This is a genomic window from Noviherbaspirillum sp. L7-7A (assembly GCF_019052805.1).
Lineage (GTDB): Bacteria > Pseudomonadota > Gammaproteobacteria > Burkholderiales > Burkholderiaceae_D > Noviherbaspirillum_A.
The window spans coordinates 290631-310547 of the sequence record NZ_JAHQRJ010000002.1; the positions used below are offsets into that span (position 1 = coordinate 290631).

Below are 19917 nucleotides of genomic sequence, written 5' to 3' on the forward strand. Positions count from 1 at the left end.
GCAAGCCGGCACTTCAGATGATCGCCGCGGAGCGCCAGGCATTGGTTGCCATGGGATATGACGCGATACATGACGATGAACATGCCGCCGGCGAACTGGCTGCGGCAGCAGCCTGTTTTGCGCTCGGCAGCACGGAAGTCAGGAACAGAAAGCAGGCAGTAGAAGCCCTGACACTCTCGCCTGCCGAATGGCCGAGCGGGATTCTGGTGGAGACTACACGGATGCGTCAGCTGGTGGTGGCCGGGGCACTGATTGCCGCCGAGATCGAGCGCCTGCAACGGGCGCACTTTGCCGCCATCGATGCGGCGCAGGCGCAGCAGAACACACTCGACACACTGGAATTCTAGGCCGACCAAGCCCTCGCTCTTTCTCTGCTTTGTCTGGCCGAGGCGTCTATTTCAGACGCTGGGCGGCTTGTTCATGCAGTTCGCTAAATGACTCGTTTCGTCCTCTGTCGCGAAATTCCACCAAGAGTTCAATCACCCTATCGAAATTCTGCCGGTCCAGGGTATAGATCAGTTCTGAGATCGGACCATGGCCCGAAAGATCCTTGATAATGGCTTTCAGCGCGCGGCTGCCGCTGGTACCGTCCAGGAAATTGGTGAGGGCCACCAACTCATTCAACTTTTTCTCGTATGGTCCCATGCCACGCCTGCTCCTCAGTGACGCAGCTTGCAGCTGCGGGTTGGCTCAATCCCGTTTAGGGCGGGATCGGTTATGCCGGGATTCGGGCCGGTTTAGCCAGCGGGCCGGTACTTCTGTACCAGGCCGATAAACGTCTCGGTCGTCTTGATGTCGCGGTGGCCCATCAGGTCATAGAGTTTCTCGACGGTCGTTCCCAGCGCCAGCTCGCGCACGGCAAAGGTATTGCGCAGGGTGCGGCCGCCCTGATGATCCACGGAGGTCATGTCGGCCCGGTCGAAGGTCGCCTTGATCTGACGGTAGAGCGTGGCCTGGTCGAGCCGCTCATTCTTTCGCAACCCGGCAGGAAAAAGGAACTTGCCCGGCACGTCGAGGCCAGCCCGCTCCTTGAGCCAGGGCTGCAGATACCCGACATACTCTTTTCGCAGGATAGTGTCATGCGGCAGGCTGGTGCCGTGCGAGGCAGCCGGGTTGACCGTAATTGTCATGGAGCCGTCGGTGAGCTCCGGCCCAATGTTTTCGACATAGAGGCCGCGGATCTCGGAGACCTTCAGACCAGCGCCGATGGCCAGGGCCAGCATGGCGCGGTCGCGCCGGCGCTTCCAGTTGTGGCAGGGGTCACCCGGCTCGCCTGGCAGCGCCTTGAGGAAAGCAGCTTCCTGCTCGCGCGTCAGCGCAATGGTCGGCTTGTCCACGCCGGCGGCGCCCGTTTCGCGGTTACGGTACATGCCGTGTGCGGCGATCGAGGCAGGGTTGGGGAGAATTTCCAGATGCCGGTAGACGCGCTCGAGCAGGCGCACATGACGGGCGCGGATGGTGCTAACCATATCTTTGTCGCCCTTGCCGCGGCCGGTGATCTGGGCATCCAGAAAACGCAGGATGTGGTCGGGCGTCACGGTAAAGAGGTTGACCTTCTCGCCGGCCATCCATTTGACGAACTTGCCGAACATATGGACCAGGTTCTTGCGGGTGGAGTCCCGCAAGGGGCGCTTTTTCTTATTGACGTCGGTGGCCGCTGGCCGGCGGCCGTGGTCGAGGTACTCCTCGGACTTGACGAACTCAGCAAAGGCCTCGACCGGCTCGCGTCGCCAGCCATCGGGGTGATCGTATAAACCGAGCGTTTTCATATCCATCTGAGGACTCCTCTACAAGCTGGGCGGCGTAGCCGCCCTGCATTTATTTCTTCTGCACTTGACGGTTGATTGATCCCGCGACCCAGGAGGGGAGGGAGAAGGATTCCAACCGTATCGAAAAAACAATACCTGGTCAAGCATACAGTAATCAGGGCAGAGGAGACAAGAACGCAATAATCTATCCAGCACCGTAACCAAACCCCAACCCCGCTGGATCGACCGCCCTACCCTATGAAAAGAACTCGATATGTCAACGGTCCGTAAAACCTCCCTTGCGCGCCTCTTCCCCGAAACCGCCGCACCCGAAAGGATACAAAAAGAAAAAAGGAAAAAAGGGATTCAACAAACCGTGGCCACCAGATAAACCGCAAATGCGCAATCAGAGAAAAGCGCTAGCAGGTAAGCGGAGCCGACATTCCCGTCTCATGGACAGGCTTGAGACGACCGACCAAAAGGGAAAAAAGAAATCAGGGCGCCGCCGCGGCCGATCCAGGGACGACCGACAGCTGGTTAACGGCATAGGTCACGGGGTGTGGCGCTTGCGCCAAGAGAAAAAGAAAGAGAAGAAAATAAAACGAAAAAAGTGAGGCGGGACCGGCCGGTGGAACGGCTCGGGAGGTGGTCGGAGCCGCTCTTAGTTGAGCGCTACGGCTGGATTGATTGTTGCATTTTTCGGTTGATATTGGGGACGGGATTGTTGGTCCTTGCGGTCATGAAAGTCATGAACTACACTGGCGTCATGGCTACCAAACACGTGAAAGTCCATACAACAGCGCATCGCGCATCGACCCGGGTGCGCGCCAGTGCCGAAAGCCCAATGTGGCAATCACCCGTCGACCATGCCCGCTTTTCCGGCCATGTCGCCAAGCTGTTATCGCTGCACTCTGAAATAACGGCCGAGGCCAGCAAGAGCCTGCCACTGGCGCGAATGATCAGCAAAACCGATCCGCGGTTTCGTCCGTTGGTTGCGCAACTCGAACAGCTGGCGCGGCCTGGCACCGGTGACGTCGAGATCCAGGATGCGCCTGGTGCGCAAGACATTGCACCGCCCTCTCCGTTTGCCAACGCGCGCGCCCGTGGTCAGCAGTTCATCGCCACGGAATACAAGAAACCCGAAAACCTCACCCTTGAGGATGCAAGTCTTGTCGCCGGCTGTTCGGACCGCGTACTCAATCAGCGCCGGCAGGACGGCAGGGTCTACGCATTGCTGCCGCCAGGAAAATCACGCGGGTTCCGCTATCCCGGTTGGCAGTTTGACGTCGATCCAGAGCGACTGGCGATGGCACTGGCTCCCTTCTTTGCACGCAAGACAAGCAGCTGGGTCGTCCATCATTTCATGCTGCGCCCGAACGAGTCGTTAGGAGGCATGCGGCCGGCAGACTATCTGCTCGATTCAACCCAGCCGCTCGACACGATCATCGCTGCTGTCAATGATAGCCTGCCGCGCGACCAGGGGGCGGCTTGATGGCGAATGACGACGTCTACCAAGTCCCCTTACCGCCTGCAGACCTTGATAACCGCCGCATACCGGAAAAGCAATTCAATCTGGCCGCCGTAGACCTGTTCCGGATTCATCGCAAGATTCACAGCCCGATTTTCTACAACCGCACAATGACGTCGACAACGCGCTTTCGCTGGGACTCGGCAACAGGCGCCTTTGGCGTCCTCTACGCGGCGCCGGAACTGATCACCTGTCTTGCCGAAACCGTTATTCGGACCAAGCTACAAGGCTCATTAATGATCGAAGAACGCGAGATCGAGGAGCGGATGTATTCGCGGCTCGGCTGTGCGACCCAGCCTGTACTGAAGCTGGCGGATCTCACGAAGGATCTGTTTGCCATCGGGGCAGACATGCAGATATGCAGCACCGGTCAATACGACGTTCCCAACCGCTGGAGTGACGCGCTTTATCAGCATCCGTCACAATTTGATGGCATCTACTACGCGTCACGGTTCACTAATCGCCCGGCCGTGGCGATTTTCGATCGGGTCCGGATGGATCGCCGTGGCGCATCGGTGCATCTCTCTGAGGCGCCGGAAGTTGCCGAACTGCTCGACGCCTATAGCATTGCCCTAGTGCCAAGCCTGGGCGAATGGGAGTAAGGCCCACGCTAAAATATCCCGGTTCCCGTAAAGGCTCACCTTTCCATTTCTCAATTCTTGTTTCGCATCTCCTGGTATCGACAACGCCAATTCGGCACCTTCCAGGAGATGTACATGTTCTCATCGACCTTTCAACAATCCTGCTTCGCCGCACGCCTTCGGCTGGTCTTCGCTGTCCGGATAATCTGCAATTTCTATTACTGGCTACTCACCGTGCAAACCGTCTCCGTCATTAATATTGATTTTCACGGCTTTAACGAATACGAGTACACCGCGGTTCCTTCAATTAAACCGAACCTCTATCGCGTGGCTTTTCGCCACTGGATCAATGGCAAGGCGGTCTCCAACTGGAGCGAAACAATGGACGCACGCGAATGGCTTTCCATCCGCAACCGTCTAACCGATCAGGAAGCACATTCTGTCTGATCCTTCACTCCCCTGCCCCGGCATTCGCTCATGCGATGCCGGTGTTTTTCCATTTTCAGGCTACAAGGCAGCAAAGCTACTTCCGTCTCTTCATTTTACGTTCCTGTGCAATGACACGGTGCTCCAATTTATTCCAATGCACATCCGCCAGGCCTGCATACGCCCTCACCTGACAAGGCAAGTAAGCAGAAGTCGAGTTCCAGAAAGAAACACGCAGCATCAACAAAGCATTCGAAATGAGGTACTAATTCCCATCACCACCGATTCTCACAAGACGATGAGCGGCTCAATCAATGTTAGGTTTGAGATACAGATCGTTTGACATTTAACAAAATAGGCCGGGCAGCCTCAGTTTTAATGAGGGCAGCGGCGATGCGTGAATGAAGACGTCAAGAAAAGGCGACGATCCCATGGGCGAGAACGGCATTGAAAGCGAGTCGAGTGAAGCCGCTTCGCGCGCGCCTTCGCAGTTCGAAGCTCCGCAGATCTCTCTGCCAAAAGGCGGTGGTGCGATTTCAGGGATTGCACGGAGCTTGACGGCATGGATAGCCGCACCGATCTATGCTTTCAACGACGCATGTTCCCTTTCATCCCGGATGGTCGGGACATCATCGGCGGAATGGCAATCCTGATCGGCAGACATGCGGTCGACCACTCCGGATGCGGCTGCGAATGTTTTGCGCAGAAGGGATGCCCATGTCCCGAACATCGGGGACAAGCGTGTGAAACCGTAGAGTTCCATCATGGCGATTTCGAATGCGACGCCGGCATCCGTGTGGAGTGCATCGCTAACGAGGCGTGGCCCAATTTCCATTTCGGCACCGTCAAGACAATGATCGAACCAATTGCAAAGAATGAGCGACGCGACAGGGTGCAACTACGCTTTTCTGCCGGAGCGAAAGGTCTCGATCACCTTTTTCTGTTATGCAGATACGCGCCGATATCGGACTCGGCGTGTGGATGCCATGGCAATGAGTGGGCACGTTCTCCGATGAAAGGGGCTATACCGTGACTAACAAAAAGCCGATTACCCGTCCAACCGAAACGACCATCAATTCGTACATCAAAAAACAAAGTGAACTGTTTGAAAACCAGAAAAGTCCTGGAAGCCACGGGCACCACGCTTCAGAGTCGGTTCGAGAGGCTGAATACAACGGTCACCGTATCGTCATCAAAACAACGTATCAAATCGAAGTTGACGGAGAACCGATTAGTGGACATCTTGCCGTTACCAATGATGGCCAAGTTCATTATCACCCTATTCCTAACTTGAGCTTTGCCTCCGCGATTGATTTGGTCAAGCAACTTGTCGATGTTTTTCCCGACGATTTCGAAAACGACCATTCGAGCCCGGAACACCATCACGGGCACATGCCGGCCAAAAGCAGTGAGCAGCCCAAACGGGATGGATCATCAAAACCCAAAAAACACGACGTCAATGGTAATGGGAAATAAGGGACTGTCATGGGAATTCGAGCGAACATTTTAATAAATGCTACGGCCCGAGATAAATTTATCAGGGGTGTCAAGTTGCTGAAAAATGAATTTCCGGGAACGACGACTTCCGATTTGAACATAGCCGGCCCAACAACGCCGATCAGCACCTACGATCTGTTTGTCATTTGGCACCATGTCGCAATGATGACGTTTACACCAGCGAACCAGAGTGATCGCAATGCCGCACATCGCGGTCCGGTTTTTTTGCCTTGGCACCGCTTCATGTTGTTGCAAATGGAAATGAATATTCAACGGGTGCTTGGAAATGACCTTGATTTTGGCTTGCCCTACTGGGATTGGGCAGCTGATGGAAACTTGGCCCCCGCCCGGCAAAGGACGGCGGCGATCTGGCGTGCCAACTGTATGGGCGGAACCGGCACACCGATAACAACCGGCCCCTTTGCTTACAATGCGAACGACGGGACGAGTTGGCGGATACGTGTTGTCGCCAATGCTAATGGCACGCTAACGCAAGTCAGTCGTGGCATGCGCCGAACATTGGGGAGCGTGATGCAGGGCCAGACTGCCACCAACCGCTTGCCCACCAAAGTCCATACACAACTCACCATCAATGAATCCGTATTTGATGCTGCGCCATGGAATACGGCGTCGAGCGGATTCCGTAACTTACTGGAAGGCTGGCAAAACCGTCCTCAAATTCCAGCGCCAGGGTTGCATAACCGGGTACATGTCTTCGTTGGTGGAGACATGTTGCCGTCGACCTCCCCAAACGATCCGGTCTTTTATTTGAATCATTGTAACGTGGACCGGATTTGGGAGAGCTGGATGCAACCCTCGCCTCAAGGCCATGGACGGGTCTATCTTCCACCGCAATCTGCACCAGCGAGCCTGAGCGGACATCGTATCAATGATGAATTGCTCTCCTTGTTGGCGCCGAGTTCCACACCAGCGGACATGCTAGATGTTTCAGAATTTTATACCTACGACTCTCTAGCGATCTGATGATCAGTTCTTTCTTGTCATGTGCAAAGGGAAATGCGATGCGATCTTGGAAGCTTGAAATTGGCTCACCAATCTACATGCCGCAGTATCAGCCCGAGATGGGCAAGCCCATCGTGCCAGAAAATGGGCCGATTGCGTTTCTCATCTGTCATGGCATGGGACAGCAGGTGCCTTTCGAGACGCTTGACTGCGTTGCTAAGGCAATTTGCGATGCCAATACCGAGCAAGGGGGGCACGCCGATATCGTCGGACGCATGCTCAAGGTCGACGCAAAAGAAAATCTTATTTCGCGCGTTGAGATCACGCTTAAGTCAGCTTCTGGCCAAACGCGGCAAGTCCTGCACTTGTATGAGGCTTACTGGGCACCAGTCACAGAAGGCGGAATTACGTATTGGCAAACTGCCGCATTCTTGCTGCGCTCTGGGTGGATAGGACTAAAAGCGAGCATCAACGGGCGCTTCGACCGGTGGATATTCGGCGACCTGAAATGGCTTCCTGTTGAGCGAAACACTTTTTTGCTAATTGCCTTGCTGTTACTCGTGCTTGCACCGCTTCTTTTCTTAGCGGCATCCACAACGATATTTACCTATCTCGTCAGTACCATACACGAACCAAAAAGTTTTGACTTTTCCGCTTTGAGATTCAATTTCATAACAGTCGCCCTTATTGGTATCGCATGGTTTTTATTAAGAAAATTCCGTAATTTTGTTCTTCAATATATCGGAGATGTCGCGATCTATGTCAGCGGAAATGAAGTCAACCGGTTTTGGCGGATACGCGAAGAAATTAAAGATATCGGCTATCAAATAGCCAAGACCATCTATACAAGTGTCAATTTGCCGCAGTTCAATAATAATGCAGTGAATGATCCGGCTAAGCCTGGTGCAATGGAGATCGAATTAGCGTACCGGAAAGTGGTAATAGTAGGTCACTCACTAGGATCGGTTTTGGCTTATGACACACTCAACACTATCGTGCGAAATGACCAAATTTTATCCGACAGCATGTCCGCATTAGCTCGTACTGAGGCATTGATCACTTTAGGGTCACCGTTGGATAAAACTGCTTTTTTGTTCAGGCAACATCTAAAAAATGCTGTGGTGCGCGAGGCAATGGCGAACGCTGTACAACCTATGGTGCAAAGTTACGCTTTTCGTCCTGGCTGGTGGATTAACATTTTTAACCATGGTGACATCGTAGCTGGATCACTCGAATATTATGACGACCCAAACTGCACGAATGCGCAGCGACGTGTTAGAAATTTCCAGGACGAAGAAAAGATATGGAATCCACTATCCGCTCATACTGGATATTGGAATAGAACCATGACCAAAGAAATATTGTATAAAGCCGCAACTGAAAATCTAGAATCGATTGATCAGCCGGAGGCGAAAACGTTTAACAAAGAAAAACCCAAGAAAATACTTAGTCAGCAAGCCCCACATTAACTACAGACAGAAAATGTCATATCGGCGCGCAATCTTCTTGCATTGATATCTGCACGCTGCTGGTTGTAAAAATATGGTTAACAGCCATTTCAGGTCGAAACCCGCTAGTAGAGAAGGCAAGTCTGGTGCATTCTGCAGGCGATGAATGAACTATTGCCTCATGCTCCACGAGGCGTTCAAAAAAATAAACAAAATGCAATATTGCATTGCAGCACAGCAGATCGATGTAGATGCTCTGTTTCATTCCCGGTAGGGTTGTGGCTTACCGCACGACAGAACCGGGACGGCCCGACAGCCGGATGCGCTCTAACCGAGCTTCGGCCAGCATCGCAATCGGTTTGCTGGCCCGCCGGCGGATCGTGTCCAGCGCAACCTGAATGGAAATGTTCCCGGAAATAGTCGCGTAGGTTGTCTCGGGTGCGCAACCATCTTCCAACACCGAACTGGCATCCGCCGCGGCCAGCGCAAACGTTGGTACCTTTGTTACCTTGAACGACTTGAACAGGTCGGGGTGAATATCCCATTCCGCGCCGGCCTGGTTCATGATGAGCGCTGCCTGCTTGGTCGCGGCCAGCGATTCGTCCTTGAAACCGCGCAGCACCAGCACAGCGCCAGTCTCCCTGGCCTGTCGTGCCAGTTCCTTCAGGATATCTGGCGGCATCGAGAACGACACGAACACGATCAGGTCATGACTGCTTTTGGGCAGGTCGACCGGTTTCCCCGTCTGGTATTGCATCACCAGCGCATCCAGATCTTGCGTGCGTTGCGGCGCCGGCGACACCTTCGGCACATCGGTCTTGAAGTTGCCAGCCTGAGCGCCCTGCCCCGGACTCGACTTCAAGGCTTCCATGGTGTTGGCTCGCTGCTTAGCCATCTGCGCCTTAATCTCTGCATCCGAGGGCAGCCCCTGTGCATTCGCGCCGGCAGAAAGTCCTGTCAGTTCAAGGGCCAGGAGTAACACCGCTGCAGCAGTCGCGCTTGCGAAAAATCGCATAGGAAAAATCTCTCATGTTGGGTAAGGGAGCCTGCGTGCCGGACTCGGCCAGGATGGTTGAGCGACCAATCGGATCGCAGCAGCGGCCGTTGATTTTCTTGGTCTGCGGGATCGGGGCCAGGCGCTGGAACTTGTACTGGCGCTTGTCCATGATGATCTGCGGGTAATAGCCGCACATCGCCCTCTCGCCGGCGGCGGACCACTGGGTGCCGGCCGCATGCAGCTTAGCCAGAACACGCGCCGTCTGCAGCCGTGCCGACTGCTCGTTGCTGACATGGCTGTTGTTGTTCCCCGTCAGCGGATACATCTGGCCGTATGCGCCGGCCGCCCAAAAGATCTCCTGAATCGGAAACCCTGCGGTCGCCGCCACCGCATCGGCCGTGTTGGCACCAATGGCCAGTAAACTGCCGAACGGGAAGGCATAGGGGGTCAGGATGCCGGCGAGTTCGTCATCGTTGTGCGTCGGGTCGGCAAACGATACCCACGGTACGTCCATGCCACGATTGTCCAGGCAGGCGTCATCCAGCACCGCGCCCAGCACATACATAGCGGGATTGAGGTACAGGTTGACCTGGCGGAAGGAGGATTTGCCGGAAGCCGAAGCGTGGCGCCGGTGCTTCTGGTCCGTGCCGAAAGCGTCGGAATTGACCCCAATATTGATTCGCGCACCGCCCAGCATCGGGAAGCATCCCGGCGTCGAGGTGACATCGGTCATCATGTCCATTTCCCAAAACGAGGTCGGCACGCCTACCTTGGGCAGGCCGCCATTGGTACAGGTGCACACCGCCTGGCTTGGGCCGGACTGATAATCTTCCTGCCCGCCGCTCAGCAAGGTCACGTTGCCGAACATTTTGATCGGAAAGACGCAGGACCAGCAGACTTCGGTGATCAGGTTTGGGAATTTGCCTGTACAAAGGTCGTCCGCGCGGGAGACGCTAGGCAGGACCGCGCAGGCAGCCAGCAGCCATGCTGCCAATCGTTTTTTCATAATGCCAATTCCTCGATGACCAGCTGCTTGCCCCGTTGCGACAGGACAGCCGGCACGCGCTGGATGTTGAAATGTTTCACCAGGATGCCGCGCTGATCAAAATACACCGGGCGCTTCCATTCCCGGGTGAACTTCACGTACGAGCCGCCCACCAGCACGACCTTGTCTTTCGGATTGGCGTCGGTGCGCTGTTTGGCATAGGCCACTTGCGCCTCGTCGCGGCCATCGATGAACACGATGGCCTTGGACAGTTGGGTGTAGTCGAGGGGATTGATCTTCGTACCAGCGGGGACCAGCACATTGCCGAGGTTGTCCTTGGCGGTTTCGGTGAAGGTGTACGTCGGATCGAACGTCCAGGTCTTTGCTTCCCTGACCTTGGAAATGCCGGGGAGTGGCTGCGGATTGTTCACGCCATCAAGTTGCTTGTCCCGGTAGTCTTCCCAGAACGCCTTCATCTTGCCGCCCTTGTCCATCTTCGTCAGGCGGCTTTTGATGGATTCGACCGCATCCGGCTCGGTGATCTCCCAGGTATTGCCGTAGGTGCCCAGCTGCTCTGCGCGAGCAACCGGAGAGAGGATCGCCGCCGCGGCGGCCGCGATCAGCAAGGTTGCCCGCATTGGACGCATTACTGGCTGCCTTCCAGCCATGCGATAATTTTCTCAGCAGGCGCTGCACCGGGCAGGGAGCGGCCGTCTGCGCTCATCAGGAACGGGGTGCCCCGAATGTTGAGCTTCTCGGCCAGCGCGATATTGCGCTCCACCGGATTGGCGCATTTCTTCGACTCCGGAACCTGACCATTGAGCATCAGGTTATTCCAGGCGCCCTGCCTGTCTTTGTTACACCACACGGATTCGGCCTTGTTGCGCGCATCCGGGTGCAGCGAGTCGATCGGGAACATGAAGGTGTAGATCGTGACGTTGTCAAGCTTGGCCAGTTCCGGCTCTAGCTTCTTGCAGTAGGGGCAGTCCGGATCGGTGAAGACGTAGATGGTGCGGGCACCGCTGCCGCGCTTGCTCATGAAGGCGTCCGCTAGCGGCAGCTTGGTCACATCGATCTTGTTGAGCGCTTCACGCTTGGGCGCGGTCAGGTCCTGACGGGTCTGCATGTCATAGACGCTACCGAACAGAAAATAGCGGCCTTCCTTGTCGGTATAGGCGATGTTCTTGCCCATCGTGACTTCATAGACGCCCGGCAGGGCCGACTTCTCGATGTTGCCGAAGGTGGTCGCCGGATAGCTTTGCTTGAGCTTGTTGAGCACGATCGCGGTTTCCGGGTCCATGGCCGGCTGGGCAGCCAGTGAGGTCAGTGAGGTGACGGCCAGCGCCAACGCGAGCAAAGTTTTTTTCATGGTGCGTATTCCTGAGAGGGTGAAGGTGCTGCCGCCGACTGGAGACATAGAGGTGCATTAGAAGAGTTTCCGTGCAGCATCTTAAAATTACCTGTTATGTTAGTCAAGATAAATACAGTATAAATATACAAAACGAATGCCGATACGTTACATGTATGATTAAAATACGTCATTACCTTTTGGATTGCACAATCCACCATCCTTATCAGCATGAAGAACCTGCTGACCAAACAGGACTACGACGAGTTGTCGCATGCCTACGACTTTTTTAACGAACGTCTGTTTGGAGGCACCCTGTCAGGATGTCTCTTCACGCTGCAAAGAAAGTCGTGCTTGATCGGCTACTTCAGCTTCGAGCGGTTCGTGAGCCGGGAGGACACGAAGAGTGATGAGATTGCCCTGAACCGGGAGTACTTCGCCACCCAGCCCGTGGAAGATGCGCTGCCGACCTTGGTCCATGAGCAATTTCACCAGTGGCCGCGCCGCGTCGGCACCCCACCCCAGCGCGGATACTACGATTGGGAATTCGTACTAAGAAAAGTTTGGCACGGTCATAACGGCTTACAGCGATAAGGTCGCTAAGACCGGCAGGCCCGTAACCGCCTGCATGCGCTGGAGAAGGCGTGGCGTACCGGGCCGCAGGCCGGATCGCCAAAGCAGACTGCATCCGGGCGAATAACCTTGGGTGGATCAAGCTGGGGAACCGGCGTGAGCGAGCGCAGCAGCATTTGCGCACGATCGCGTACCAAGCTGCCCACAGCATCGTCGACAAGGCTGCTGTGGTTGGATCGGAAGATTTAACCTCTCCAATCAGGAGCAAGAACCAATGGCGGCAATACAACTGCCGCATGAGTGCATGGGCCAAAGGAGTGTTGGCGCAGGCGCTTGACGAAGTAGGTACGCAGCGTGAAGCGACGCATGTCGTCGTCAATACCGCCTATACGTCGCCAATAGACTCGTTCACCGGTTTGCTGTAAGGCAAGCGCGATGGCGACAAGTTTTACCGTCCAACGGGGACGTTCTTCAGGCGCACTTCAATGCTGCGCGGAACGTGCGAGCGAGAATGGATGATCAGGATCCCACCTGCAGCTGTCCTGCTGTAGTGGCTACTGGTCGCATACCAGCTAGGTCCTAATCTAATTGCAATCACGCGACTGCCACTGAAGGCGCGTCCAACGGTTATTACATCAGCCTTATCCAGTGTCACGCCACAAATTACAAAGCAGCGAAGCGTTTGCCTAAACGCTCAGTAAGGGCGTAGATTTTTCTTACTAAGCAACACGCGAATGCGAAAACTTTTTACGCTCTGCAGGGGTTCTCCTACACGCCCTTCAGTGGTCCGCGGGGTGGTTTTTTAAAATCATGTCCGTAAGATGGGCTGCCTCGTTGTTTATTTTTCATTAATTTTAAATTAATTGGAGGCACTATGAAATTTGTATCCTTTCCTATTAGTCGTACTTTTGCCGCCGTTTCCTTGAGCTTGGCTTGCACAATGCCAGTCCTGGCGCAGTCAACCACTGGCGCTGGCACTGACACTAGCACTGGCGGTACCACTGGAACCAATACGGGTGCCACGAGCACGCAAACCGTCTCTGATACGTCCCGTGAAAAAGACCGCGATTATGGCTGGATTGGTTTGCTTGGCCTTGCAGGCCTGTTAGGCCTGCGTCGCAAGCATAACGACCATACTGTTACGCGCAATACGACAAGCGCCACGCGCTAACGATAGCCGTTTTGCTTAGCTTGCTGTCTTGCTAAATACGGCCAGGATTTTCAGAGCGGTAAGCAAACCCTGAATAGGGACAGGGCGTCGGACACACAGTCAAGGCCCTCCCGGTGCCCTATCCACATGCGCTTACTTTGGAACGAAGGAGCGCACCTTGCTAGAAGAAGTAGATGATACTTTTTCTACCAACTGCGCAATTGCGTCGCTGTATTGTTTGCCTTCTTCAAGAATTCCGTTATGGCCCGCCGGAACGACCATAAAAAAATCGGCATTGGGAATCAGGGCGGCCATCTCTTTGCCTGCCTCCGGTTTTGTTAGCCGATCTGCATCGCCGGCGATTACAGCTGTTGGAACGAAAATTTTCCTTGGTGTGTCCGTCTCATCCCAACGAAGTACGGCACGGAGTCCTTTTGCCAATACCGATGGCTTATCCTTAAGATTGAATGTGGCAGCAAAATCGAGCTGCCCACGTGTGACAGCGTGGCTAAGCGAGGTAATACGGTTGATAATATGGCTGTTGCCGTTGAAATAGCTTTGCAGGTCCATCAGCCATACTAGCGGCCACAGCACGATTGTGAGAACCAGCAACGGCTCGATGACTGGCCAACGCAGTACGCGGAGCAGGCCGCCCGCCATTACTGTATTTAGAGGCCAAGTATGCGTGGTGTCCATAAATACCATCCCGTTCACTTTCTGCTTGAACAGATTAGGGTGCAGACGGAAAAGGGTAAGCATCATGAAGCCGCCAATGCTATGACCAACAAGGGTCACCGGCTTATCACCTGTTTTCTCGATGACAAGACGTAAATCTTCGGCAAGCCGCGCCACAGAATAGCGACCATCAGAGGGCTGAGTTGACTTCCCCAACCCTGGCAAGTCCCATAGAATAAGGCGATATCGTTTAGACAGCTCCCTGCGTATGTAATACCAAGCCGTGCTGTCCAGCGCCCAGCCGTGCGTCAAGATAATAGCCGGTCCGTCGACTGGGCCTTCAAATTCAATGTGCAGGATACTACCGTCAGCCCCTTCTATCTTTTCGGTATGCTCACTGCGGTGAACACGAGGCTCGTCGTTACCCCGCGGATAGAACATCAGTACGAGTGAGCGACCGAACGCCGACCACAGCAGCATTACGATTCCGGAAACCAGCCAACTCAAGGCAGTCAACTCACCGATATACCACGCCCAAACGATATAGATACCGCCTACTAAAAAGGCTATTGAAATAAGGCCAGCAACTATAGCCAGTAAAAACGACAGGGGCATCAGGTACATTCAACATTCCTTCTAAATTGGTTTGTCATGTTTTAGAGTGCATGAACTGGTGAGGGCGAACAAGACTTGGCGCGCGTAAGCCGTTGTTCACCAATTTTCTTGTGCAGGAGGTCGCCGAGACGGGCCGTCCGCCGAACCGGACGCTGTAGAGCCGTTTCCACCCCCGCCGGCAGACTTTATGTTCGATTTCCCTTCCACTTTTCGCGCTGGCTGAGCATCCTTGTTTACGGTCTGCTGGCTCCGTGAGTTTTGCTTTGCAACATCTCCGTTAGCTGCATCGCGTTTTGCTGCCTCGTCTCTTAGGCCTTCTTGGTCGACAGATTGCTGAGCGCTCCCTGCAGACAGGACAGAGCCCAAGCTCAATCCGGCTACTATCTGGTTATCCAGTTCTACCCTTGGGCTGCTGAGATGCATTACCGTTACGGACGGTGAATAGGCAGGCTGCTTGACCACCTCCTGCAGCTGCACTTGGCATTGACAGCAACCACACGTGTCACTATCTAAGCGCTTCGCATAAGACCAAGGGACAACAAGGGCAAGCGCAGAAGAAAGCAATAGAAGTTTCAGGAAGGCGGTTTGCATATTGAATCCCCGTTTCAAATGGATGAAACGACCGCTTCATCAGTACAGGATTCGAGCAAGTGAGCGAGGCGAGGTTCGATGCAATCCTATCTTCGGCATGCGCAAAGTCATAACAGTCAGCTAAGTGCTGCCGCCTTGGATGTTCAACAGTCCTTAGCCGGCACGTCGCTTCAACTCCCTGCCCTAAGTTGCCGTACCACAATGAGACAGCACTGGGACGTCCGCCGGCGCCAAGAGGCTGGGACATCTCGCGTTATAGGAAACAGCCCGCACAGCATCAAAGCCGCACTCAGCTAGTTGGCGCTCAAGGAGCAGCGTGTCTATCTGGCCAACGACATTTCGAAGCACAGTTGCAACAGTTTCCAAGTCTTCGGATTGAAGGCCGGCCAAAGTCTCCTTCAGAGACATGCCAACGGCCTGCTGAACTGAGGTATTCAGCGCAGGCAGCTCTTCATCGAAAAAGGGAAGGCGGCGAAACAACTCACCGAGTGAAGTCTTGCTTGCTAAACAGGTGACATTGGTTACTGGGGTCATGTTAGCTCCCGCAACTCGACTATAAAAAGATATCACGTTGATAACAAAATGTCGATTTCTTGCCGATTCCATTCTTAGTTGCGCTACGGCATAACATACGAATCTCAAATGACGTACCGTAGTTCATTGCCGATACACCGACTGCTACGGCGCTGAAATGGAGGCTTGAGATGGATACCGAGAGCGGCATTGTCAATTGTTCTGTTTACAGAAAAGGACGGAAGCTGGACGACTTAGCGGTGGACGCCATCAGCGATGTTCTCACGGAAGAAGATACGTTTGTGTGGGTCGGCCTGCTCGAACCAGACCAATCCTTGATGCGAAAGATTCAGGAAGAGTTTGGCCTGCATGAGCTGGCCGTGGAAGACGCCCAGAAAGCCCACCAGCGGCCCAAGCTGGAAGAGTACGGCGAGACGCTGTTTGTTGTACTCCATACAGCAATGCTGGTCGATGACGAGATCCAGTTCGGCGAGACCCATGTTTTCGTAGGCCCGCGGTTTGTCATTACGGTGCGTCACGGTCCCTCGATGGGTTACGCGAAGGTAAGGGAGCGCACCGAAAGCAGGCCCGACCGCCTAGCAAGTGGTCCTGGGTACGTGCTTTATTCCATCATCGATTTCATCGTTGACCACTACCAGCCATGCATGGACAACCTACAGGACCGGTTTCGGACGTTCGAGCAGGTGCTGTTTGATAAGGAATCCCAGTCTGACAACCTCCAGGATTTCTACGAGCTGAAGAACGAACTGCTAACGTTACAGGCGGCCGCCGTCCCTTTGATTGACATCTGCACACAGTTACTGCGGTTCCATAGCGACATCATCCCAAAGGAGAATCGCATCTATTACCGGGACATCCTGGACCATGTGGCCCGGGTGACTCAGACTGCTGACCGGATGCGGGAAATGATTAATGCCGCCATGCAGGTCGCGCTGGCCCAAGTCACCATTCGACAGAACGAGGTGGTCAAGCGCCTGGCTGGCTGGGGCGCCATCCTGGCAGTGCCGACGATGGTCTTCAGCTGGTACGGCATGAACTTTCGGCACATGCCTGAATTGGAATGGCGAGGGAGCTATCCACTTGTCATGGCTGGTATCGTCGTCGGTTGCGTCTTCCTTCACCGGCGGCTCAAGCGTGTCGGCTGGCTATAGTATTCCGGTGCCCGGCACGCTCATCCGCGTTCATTCAAATTTCTACCTGGGCTCCGAGTTCGATAACTCGGTTGGTCGGGATTTTGAAGTAGTCTGCTGCGTCCCGTGCATTGCGTGCCATGCCGATGTACAGAGCTTCTCTCCAGAGAGCCATTCCGGCACCTACCGTAGCAATAACCGTTGTGCGAGGGACAAAGAATGAGGTTGTCATCGGGTCAACTTCTAACCCCGCGGCCTTGCACTGAGTCAAGGCTGCCGGGATGTTGCGCTCGTCCTTGAAGCCGTAATAGACCGTCACTTGGTAGCAGTCATCGCCAAGCGGTTCTACCTTGACCCGGTCCTCAGCCATGACTCGGGGAATATCCTTTGAGTAAACGGTCATAAAGACAATTCTTTCATGCAACACTTTGTTGTGCATGAGGTTGTGAAGCATCGCATGCGGCATACCGTCGCCTTCCGCACGGAAGTACACAGCGGTGCCCTCGACGCGGAATGGCGGGCTGATAAAGAGGGATTGCAAAAACTCGTTCAATGGGATCAGGTTCTTTTGCATTGTCTGAGACACCAGCTCTCTGCCTGTTTTCCAGGTCAGCATAATGCCGACCATCACCGCACTGAGTGCGAGGGGAAACCAACCTCCGTGGATGATTTTCAGGCTCGTAGATGAGAACAAGGCAATGTCGATAATAAAAAAGAAACCGGTTGCAAAAAAGCAAAGAATAATTGGATATTTCCAACCAAAACGAATGACGAAAAATGTCAGGAACGTTGTGCAGAGCATGGTGGCCGTTGCGGCAATACCGTATGCGGATGCTAAGTTGGACGACGACCCAAATCCGACAACGGCCAAGACTACGGCGATGAGCTGGCACCAGTTCACGAAGGGAATATAGATTTGGCCCATTTCGCGCTCCGAGGTATGCAGAATGCGCATGCGGGGCAGGAAACCGAGCGCGATAGCTTGCTGGGTTACAGAGAAAGCGCCCGAAATGGTGGCCTGAGACGCAATGACGGTCGCCATCGTCGACAGCACAACCAGAGGATAGACGCTCCAAGGCCCCAGTTGCTGGAAGAACGGGTTCGACACGGCATCCGGATGCGACAGCAGGAGTGCTCCCTGGCCCAGGTAATTCAGGCTAAGCGCAGGAAACACAATCGAGAACCAGGCAAGGCGGACTGATTTCCTACCGAAGTGGCCCATATCCGCATACAGCGCTTCGGCACCCGTGAACGCGAGCACAACGGCGCCAAGCGCGAGAAAAGCATACCAACCGTTGTGGGCAAGAAAGCTAAAGGCATGGAGTGGGTTGAACGCCGCGAGTATCGAAGGGTTCGCAACAATATTGATGACGCCCGTGATGGCTAGGGTGATGAACCAGACCAGAACAATGGGGCCGAAATACTTGCCGATGCCAGCCGTACCGTGGCTCTGCGCCATGTACAAGGCAACAAGAACGGTCAAAGTAATCGGAATCACATACGGCTTCATGGCTGGCGTCGCGACTTCCAAACCTTCGATTGCGGAGAGAACCGAAATTGCGGGGGTAATGACGCCGTCACCAAAGAACAGGCCAGCGCCTATCATGCCGAGCAGCATGACCGGGTAGTACCACCGAGACTTCTGCGTGACTGAGGACAGCGCGAGCGCTGTCAATGCCATGATGCCGCCCTCACCCCGGTTGTCCGCCCGCAGAACGAGGGTCACGTATTTCAATGAGATGATGACTATCAAACCCCATAGAATGAGGGAGACAACACCAATGATGTTCGGCTCGTTCAAGGCAAGGCTATGCTCCTTCGCGAACACTTCTTTCATGGTGTACAGAGGGCTTGTGCCGATATCGCCGTACACGATGCCGATGGCGGCCAGTGTCAGGGCGGTCAGGCTGCTTTTGTGGGATGACGCGGTCAATTGCACACCCTTTTTCTTCTTCTGGAGTTCATTTCCGGCACCTAGGTTTCCTTGAGCAAGTATTATGAATCAGCTCCCATTGAATCAACGAGTTAGGCGAAACCGCGTTTAGGAAGAAACAGTGATTTGGCAGATAGTTGCCCGATTGCGCCGGCGTCTGGCCTGTCGACGAGGGCTGCATGCTGGGAACAACTTTTGTACTAACTGTGGGAAACAGCTCGTCGATAAGCCGTTTTTCTATTCCGGGTTGAGAGTGTAGATGGGCAACTTAGCCAAGGTTGCTAAAGCCTTAAACAGCAACCACACGAAAAGCTATTTCCGCTGCGCTTACGCCGGGTCGAATCTGATTGCTCAAAGATTGCCTTATCTTTTAAATAAATGATTCAGACTGTCGAAGCAAAATATGACCGGTACCTATCCACCTCAAGCGGATCTTTTCAATCGCGCGACATCCGATTTCTAGACAGCGCGCGATTTCTAGTTTAGATCATGCCTTGTTGTCCAGCTCAGGGATGCCACTGCTTCGGTCTGCATACGCAGCTTGGAAGCTAGGACGCTGTTGCCAACGCTGCCAGTAGGCGTCCAAGAATTCGAAGCGCTCGTCAAGCGGCGTCGCATTTACTGGGAACTTCGAGAACGCGATCGCCGTGGCCAGGGTGATATCGGCGAAGGTAGGTTCATCACCGCCCAGCAGCCATTGGCGCCCGTCCGAGAGGTGTTTGTTGACCAGTGCGGCATGGGCCAACGCTTCTTTGCGGCAGTGCTCTCCCCAGGCTTCGTTCTTGGTCAGTTCGAGCTTGAAGCCAAGGCCCGTATGCAGAACGTGGAAGGCCGTGACGATGCGATACAGGATGTGAACCCAGATGCGGTTATCCCACATATTGTCCAGGCCCTGTTCTAGGGGCGTGTCACCCATGATCTTGCGGCCGGGGTAAGACTGATCTAAATAACGGACAACTGCAGCAGTCTCGGAGATGAAGCTACCGTCAGCGAGTTCGAGAGTCGGTGTTTCGCCCCAAGCATTCATTTTCAGGTGACGCCAACCACGCTGTTCGCCAACCGGCGTCATGTCATAAATTGTTTCCTGGAACTGATCAGCGATTCCCTTTTCATGCATGAACAGGCGCAGGCGCTGCGGATTGGGGAAAGCCGATGGCGAGGTGAAAACGTTCAGTTTGCTAGTCATTTTTTGGGT

The 19917-nt window shown here is 54.4% G+C and carries 21 protein-coding genes; 11 read left to right on the forward strand and 10 right to left on the reverse strand.

Translation table 11 applies throughout. The features are described from left to right. Nucleotides 1-17: 17 nt before the first annotated feature. Entirely contained in the window at nucleotides 18-347 is a 330-nt protein-coding gene (locus KTQ42_RS19585) for a hypothetical protein (RefSeq protein WP_217347290.1), read from the forward strand. 46 nt (nucleotides 348-393) lie between these two features. Here KTQ42_RS19585 and KTQ42_RS19590 read toward each other — a convergent pair whose 3' ends face one another. Next, a complete protein-coding gene (locus tag KTQ42_RS19590) occupies nucleotides 394-645 on the reverse strand; it encodes a hypothetical protein (protein WP_217347291.1) in 252 nt (83 codons plus the stop codon). 92 nt (nucleotides 646-737) lie between these two features. After that, nucleotides 738-1775: a site-specific integrase gene (locus KTQ42_RS19595; protein WP_217347292.1), complete on the reverse strand. Its 1038-nt coding sequence runs from the start codon at nucleotides 1773-1775 to the stop codon at nucleotides 738-740. Nucleotides 1776-2496: 721 nt separating this feature from the next. Here KTQ42_RS19595 and KTQ42_RS19600 point away from each other — a divergent pair. The 7 genes from KTQ42_RS19600 (at nucleotide 2497) to KTQ42_RS19630 (ending at nucleotide 8212) form a co-directional block, all read left to right on the forward strand. Next, a complete protein-coding gene (locus KTQ42_RS19600) occupies nucleotides 2497-3240 on the forward strand; it encodes a hypothetical protein (protein WP_217347293.1) in 744 nt (247 codons plus the stop codon). Then, nucleotides 3240-3878, forward strand: a complete 639-nt coding sequence (locus KTQ42_RS19605) for an RES family NAD+ phosphorylase (RefSeq protein ID WP_217347294.1) — start codon at nucleotides 3240-3242, stop codon at nucleotides 3876-3878. Before KTQ42_RS19600 ends, KTQ42_RS19605 begins: the two co-directional genes overlap by 1 nt. Nucleotides 3879-3992: 114 nt before the next feature. Further along, nucleotides 3993-4304, forward strand: coding sequence for a hypothetical protein (locus tag KTQ42_RS19610; protein ID WP_217347295.1), 312 nt, complete (start codon nucleotides 3993-3995; stop codon nucleotides 4302-4304). Between the two features lie 380 nt (nucleotides 4305-4684). Continuing rightward, a complete protein-coding gene (locus KTQ42_RS19615; protein WP_217347296.1) occupies nucleotides 4685-4936 on the forward strand; it encodes a hypothetical protein in 252 nt (83 codons plus the stop codon). A gap of 376 nt (nucleotides 4937-5312) precedes the next feature. Then, on the forward strand, nucleotides 5313-5759 hold the full coding sequence (locus KTQ42_RS19620; RefSeq protein WP_217347297.1) for a hypothetical protein: 447 nt from the start codon (nucleotides 5313-5315) through the stop codon (nucleotides 5757-5759). Between the two features lie 75 nt (nucleotides 5760-5834). Next, nucleotides 5835-6764: a tyrosinase family protein gene (locus KTQ42_RS19625; RefSeq protein WP_217347298.1), complete on the forward strand. Its 930-nt coding sequence runs from the start codon at nucleotides 5835-5837 to the stop codon at nucleotides 6762-6764. Further along, complete coding sequence (locus KTQ42_RS19630) at nucleotides 6764-8212, forward strand: lipase family protein (RefSeq protein ID WP_217347299.1); 1449 nt, start codon at nucleotides 6764-6766, stop codon at nucleotides 8210-8212. Before KTQ42_RS19625 ends, KTQ42_RS19630 begins: the two co-directional genes overlap by 1 nt. 262 nt (nucleotides 8213-8474) lie before the next feature. On the opposite strand, the gene trbC is transcribed toward KTQ42_RS19630, so the two are convergent. Genes trbC through KTQ42_RS19650 form a run of 4 tightly spaced genes read right to left on the reverse strand, consistent with a single transcriptional unit; the run spans nucleotide 8475 to nucleotide 11542 of the window. Continuing rightward, a complete protein-coding gene (gene trbC / locus KTQ42_RS19635; protein ID WP_249223006.1) occupies nucleotides 8475-9206 on the reverse strand; it encodes a type-F conjugative transfer system pilin assembly protein TrbC in 732 nt (243 codons plus the stop codon). Then, complete coding sequence (locus tag KTQ42_RS19640; protein WP_249223007.1) at nucleotides 9154-10182, reverse strand: TraU family protein; 1029 nt, start codon at nucleotides 10180-10182, stop codon at nucleotides 9154-9156. Before KTQ42_RS19640 ends, trbC begins: the two co-directional genes overlap by 53 nt. Nucleotides 10183-10190: 8 nt before the next feature. Further along, nucleotides 10191-10799, reverse strand: a complete 609-nt coding sequence (gene traW, locus KTQ42_RS19645) for a type-F conjugative transfer system protein TraW (RefSeq protein WP_249223008.1) — start codon at nucleotides 10797-10799, stop codon at nucleotides 10191-10193. A gap of 20 nt (nucleotides 10800-10819) precedes the next feature. After that, nucleotides 10820-11542 (reverse strand): DsbC family protein, encoded by a 723-nt coding sequence (locus KTQ42_RS19650; protein WP_217347302.1) that lies wholly within the window; start codon nucleotides 11540-11542, stop codon nucleotides 10820-10822. 210 nt (nucleotides 11543-11752) lie between these two features. Between KTQ42_RS19650 and KTQ42_RS19655 the strand changes: the two genes are divergently transcribed. Both KTQ42_RS19655 and KTQ42_RS24040 read left to right on the forward strand, forming a co-directional pair. Continuing rightward, nucleotides 11753-12115 (forward strand): zinc metalloproteinase Mpr protein, encoded by a 363-nt coding sequence (locus KTQ42_RS19655; protein WP_217347673.1) that lies wholly within the window; start codon nucleotides 11753-11755, stop codon nucleotides 12113-12115. Between the two features lie 50 nt (nucleotides 12116-12165). Then, nucleotides 12166-12519 carry a hypothetical protein gene (locus tag KTQ42_RS24040; RefSeq protein WP_249223009.1) on the forward strand — a complete coding sequence of 118 codons (354 nt, stop codon included), beginning with the start codon at nucleotides 12166-12168 and terminating at the stop codon, nucleotides 12517-12519. A gap of 878 nt (nucleotides 12520-13397) precedes the next feature. Here KTQ42_RS24040 and KTQ42_RS19670 read toward each other — a convergent pair. Then, nucleotides 13398-14543, reverse strand: a complete 1146-nt coding sequence (locus KTQ42_RS19670; RefSeq protein ID WP_217347304.1) for an alpha/beta hydrolase — start codon at nucleotides 14541-14543, stop codon at nucleotides 13398-13400. A gap of 765 nt (nucleotides 14544-15308) precedes the next feature. Next, the gene (locus KTQ42_RS19675; RefSeq protein ID WP_217347305.1) at nucleotides 15309-15659 is read right to left on the reverse strand and encodes a hypothetical protein; all 351 of its coding nucleotides are present in this window, start codon (nucleotides 15657-15659) and stop codon (nucleotides 15309-15311) included. Between the two features lie 170 nt (nucleotides 15660-15829). Between KTQ42_RS19675 and corA the strand changes: the two genes are divergently transcribed. Then, nucleotides 15830-16810 (forward strand): magnesium/cobalt transporter CorA, encoded by a 981-nt coding sequence (gene corA, locus KTQ42_RS19680; protein WP_217347306.1) that lies wholly within the window; start codon nucleotides 15830-15832, stop codon nucleotides 16808-16810. Nucleotides 16811-16844: 34 nt separating this feature from the next. On the opposite strand, the gene KTQ42_RS19685 is transcribed toward corA, so the two are convergent. After that, nucleotides 16845-18722, reverse strand: coding sequence for a potassium transporter Kup (locus KTQ42_RS19685; RefSeq protein ID WP_217347648.1), 1878 nt, complete (start codon nucleotides 18720-18722; stop codon nucleotides 16845-16847). 487 nt (nucleotides 18723-19209) lie between these two features. Beyond that, entirely contained in the window at nucleotides 19210-19908 is a 699-nt protein-coding gene (locus KTQ42_RS19690) for a glutathione S-transferase C-terminal domain-containing protein (protein ID WP_217347307.1), read from the reverse strand. Between the last annotated feature and the right edge of the window lie 9 nt (nucleotides 19909-19917).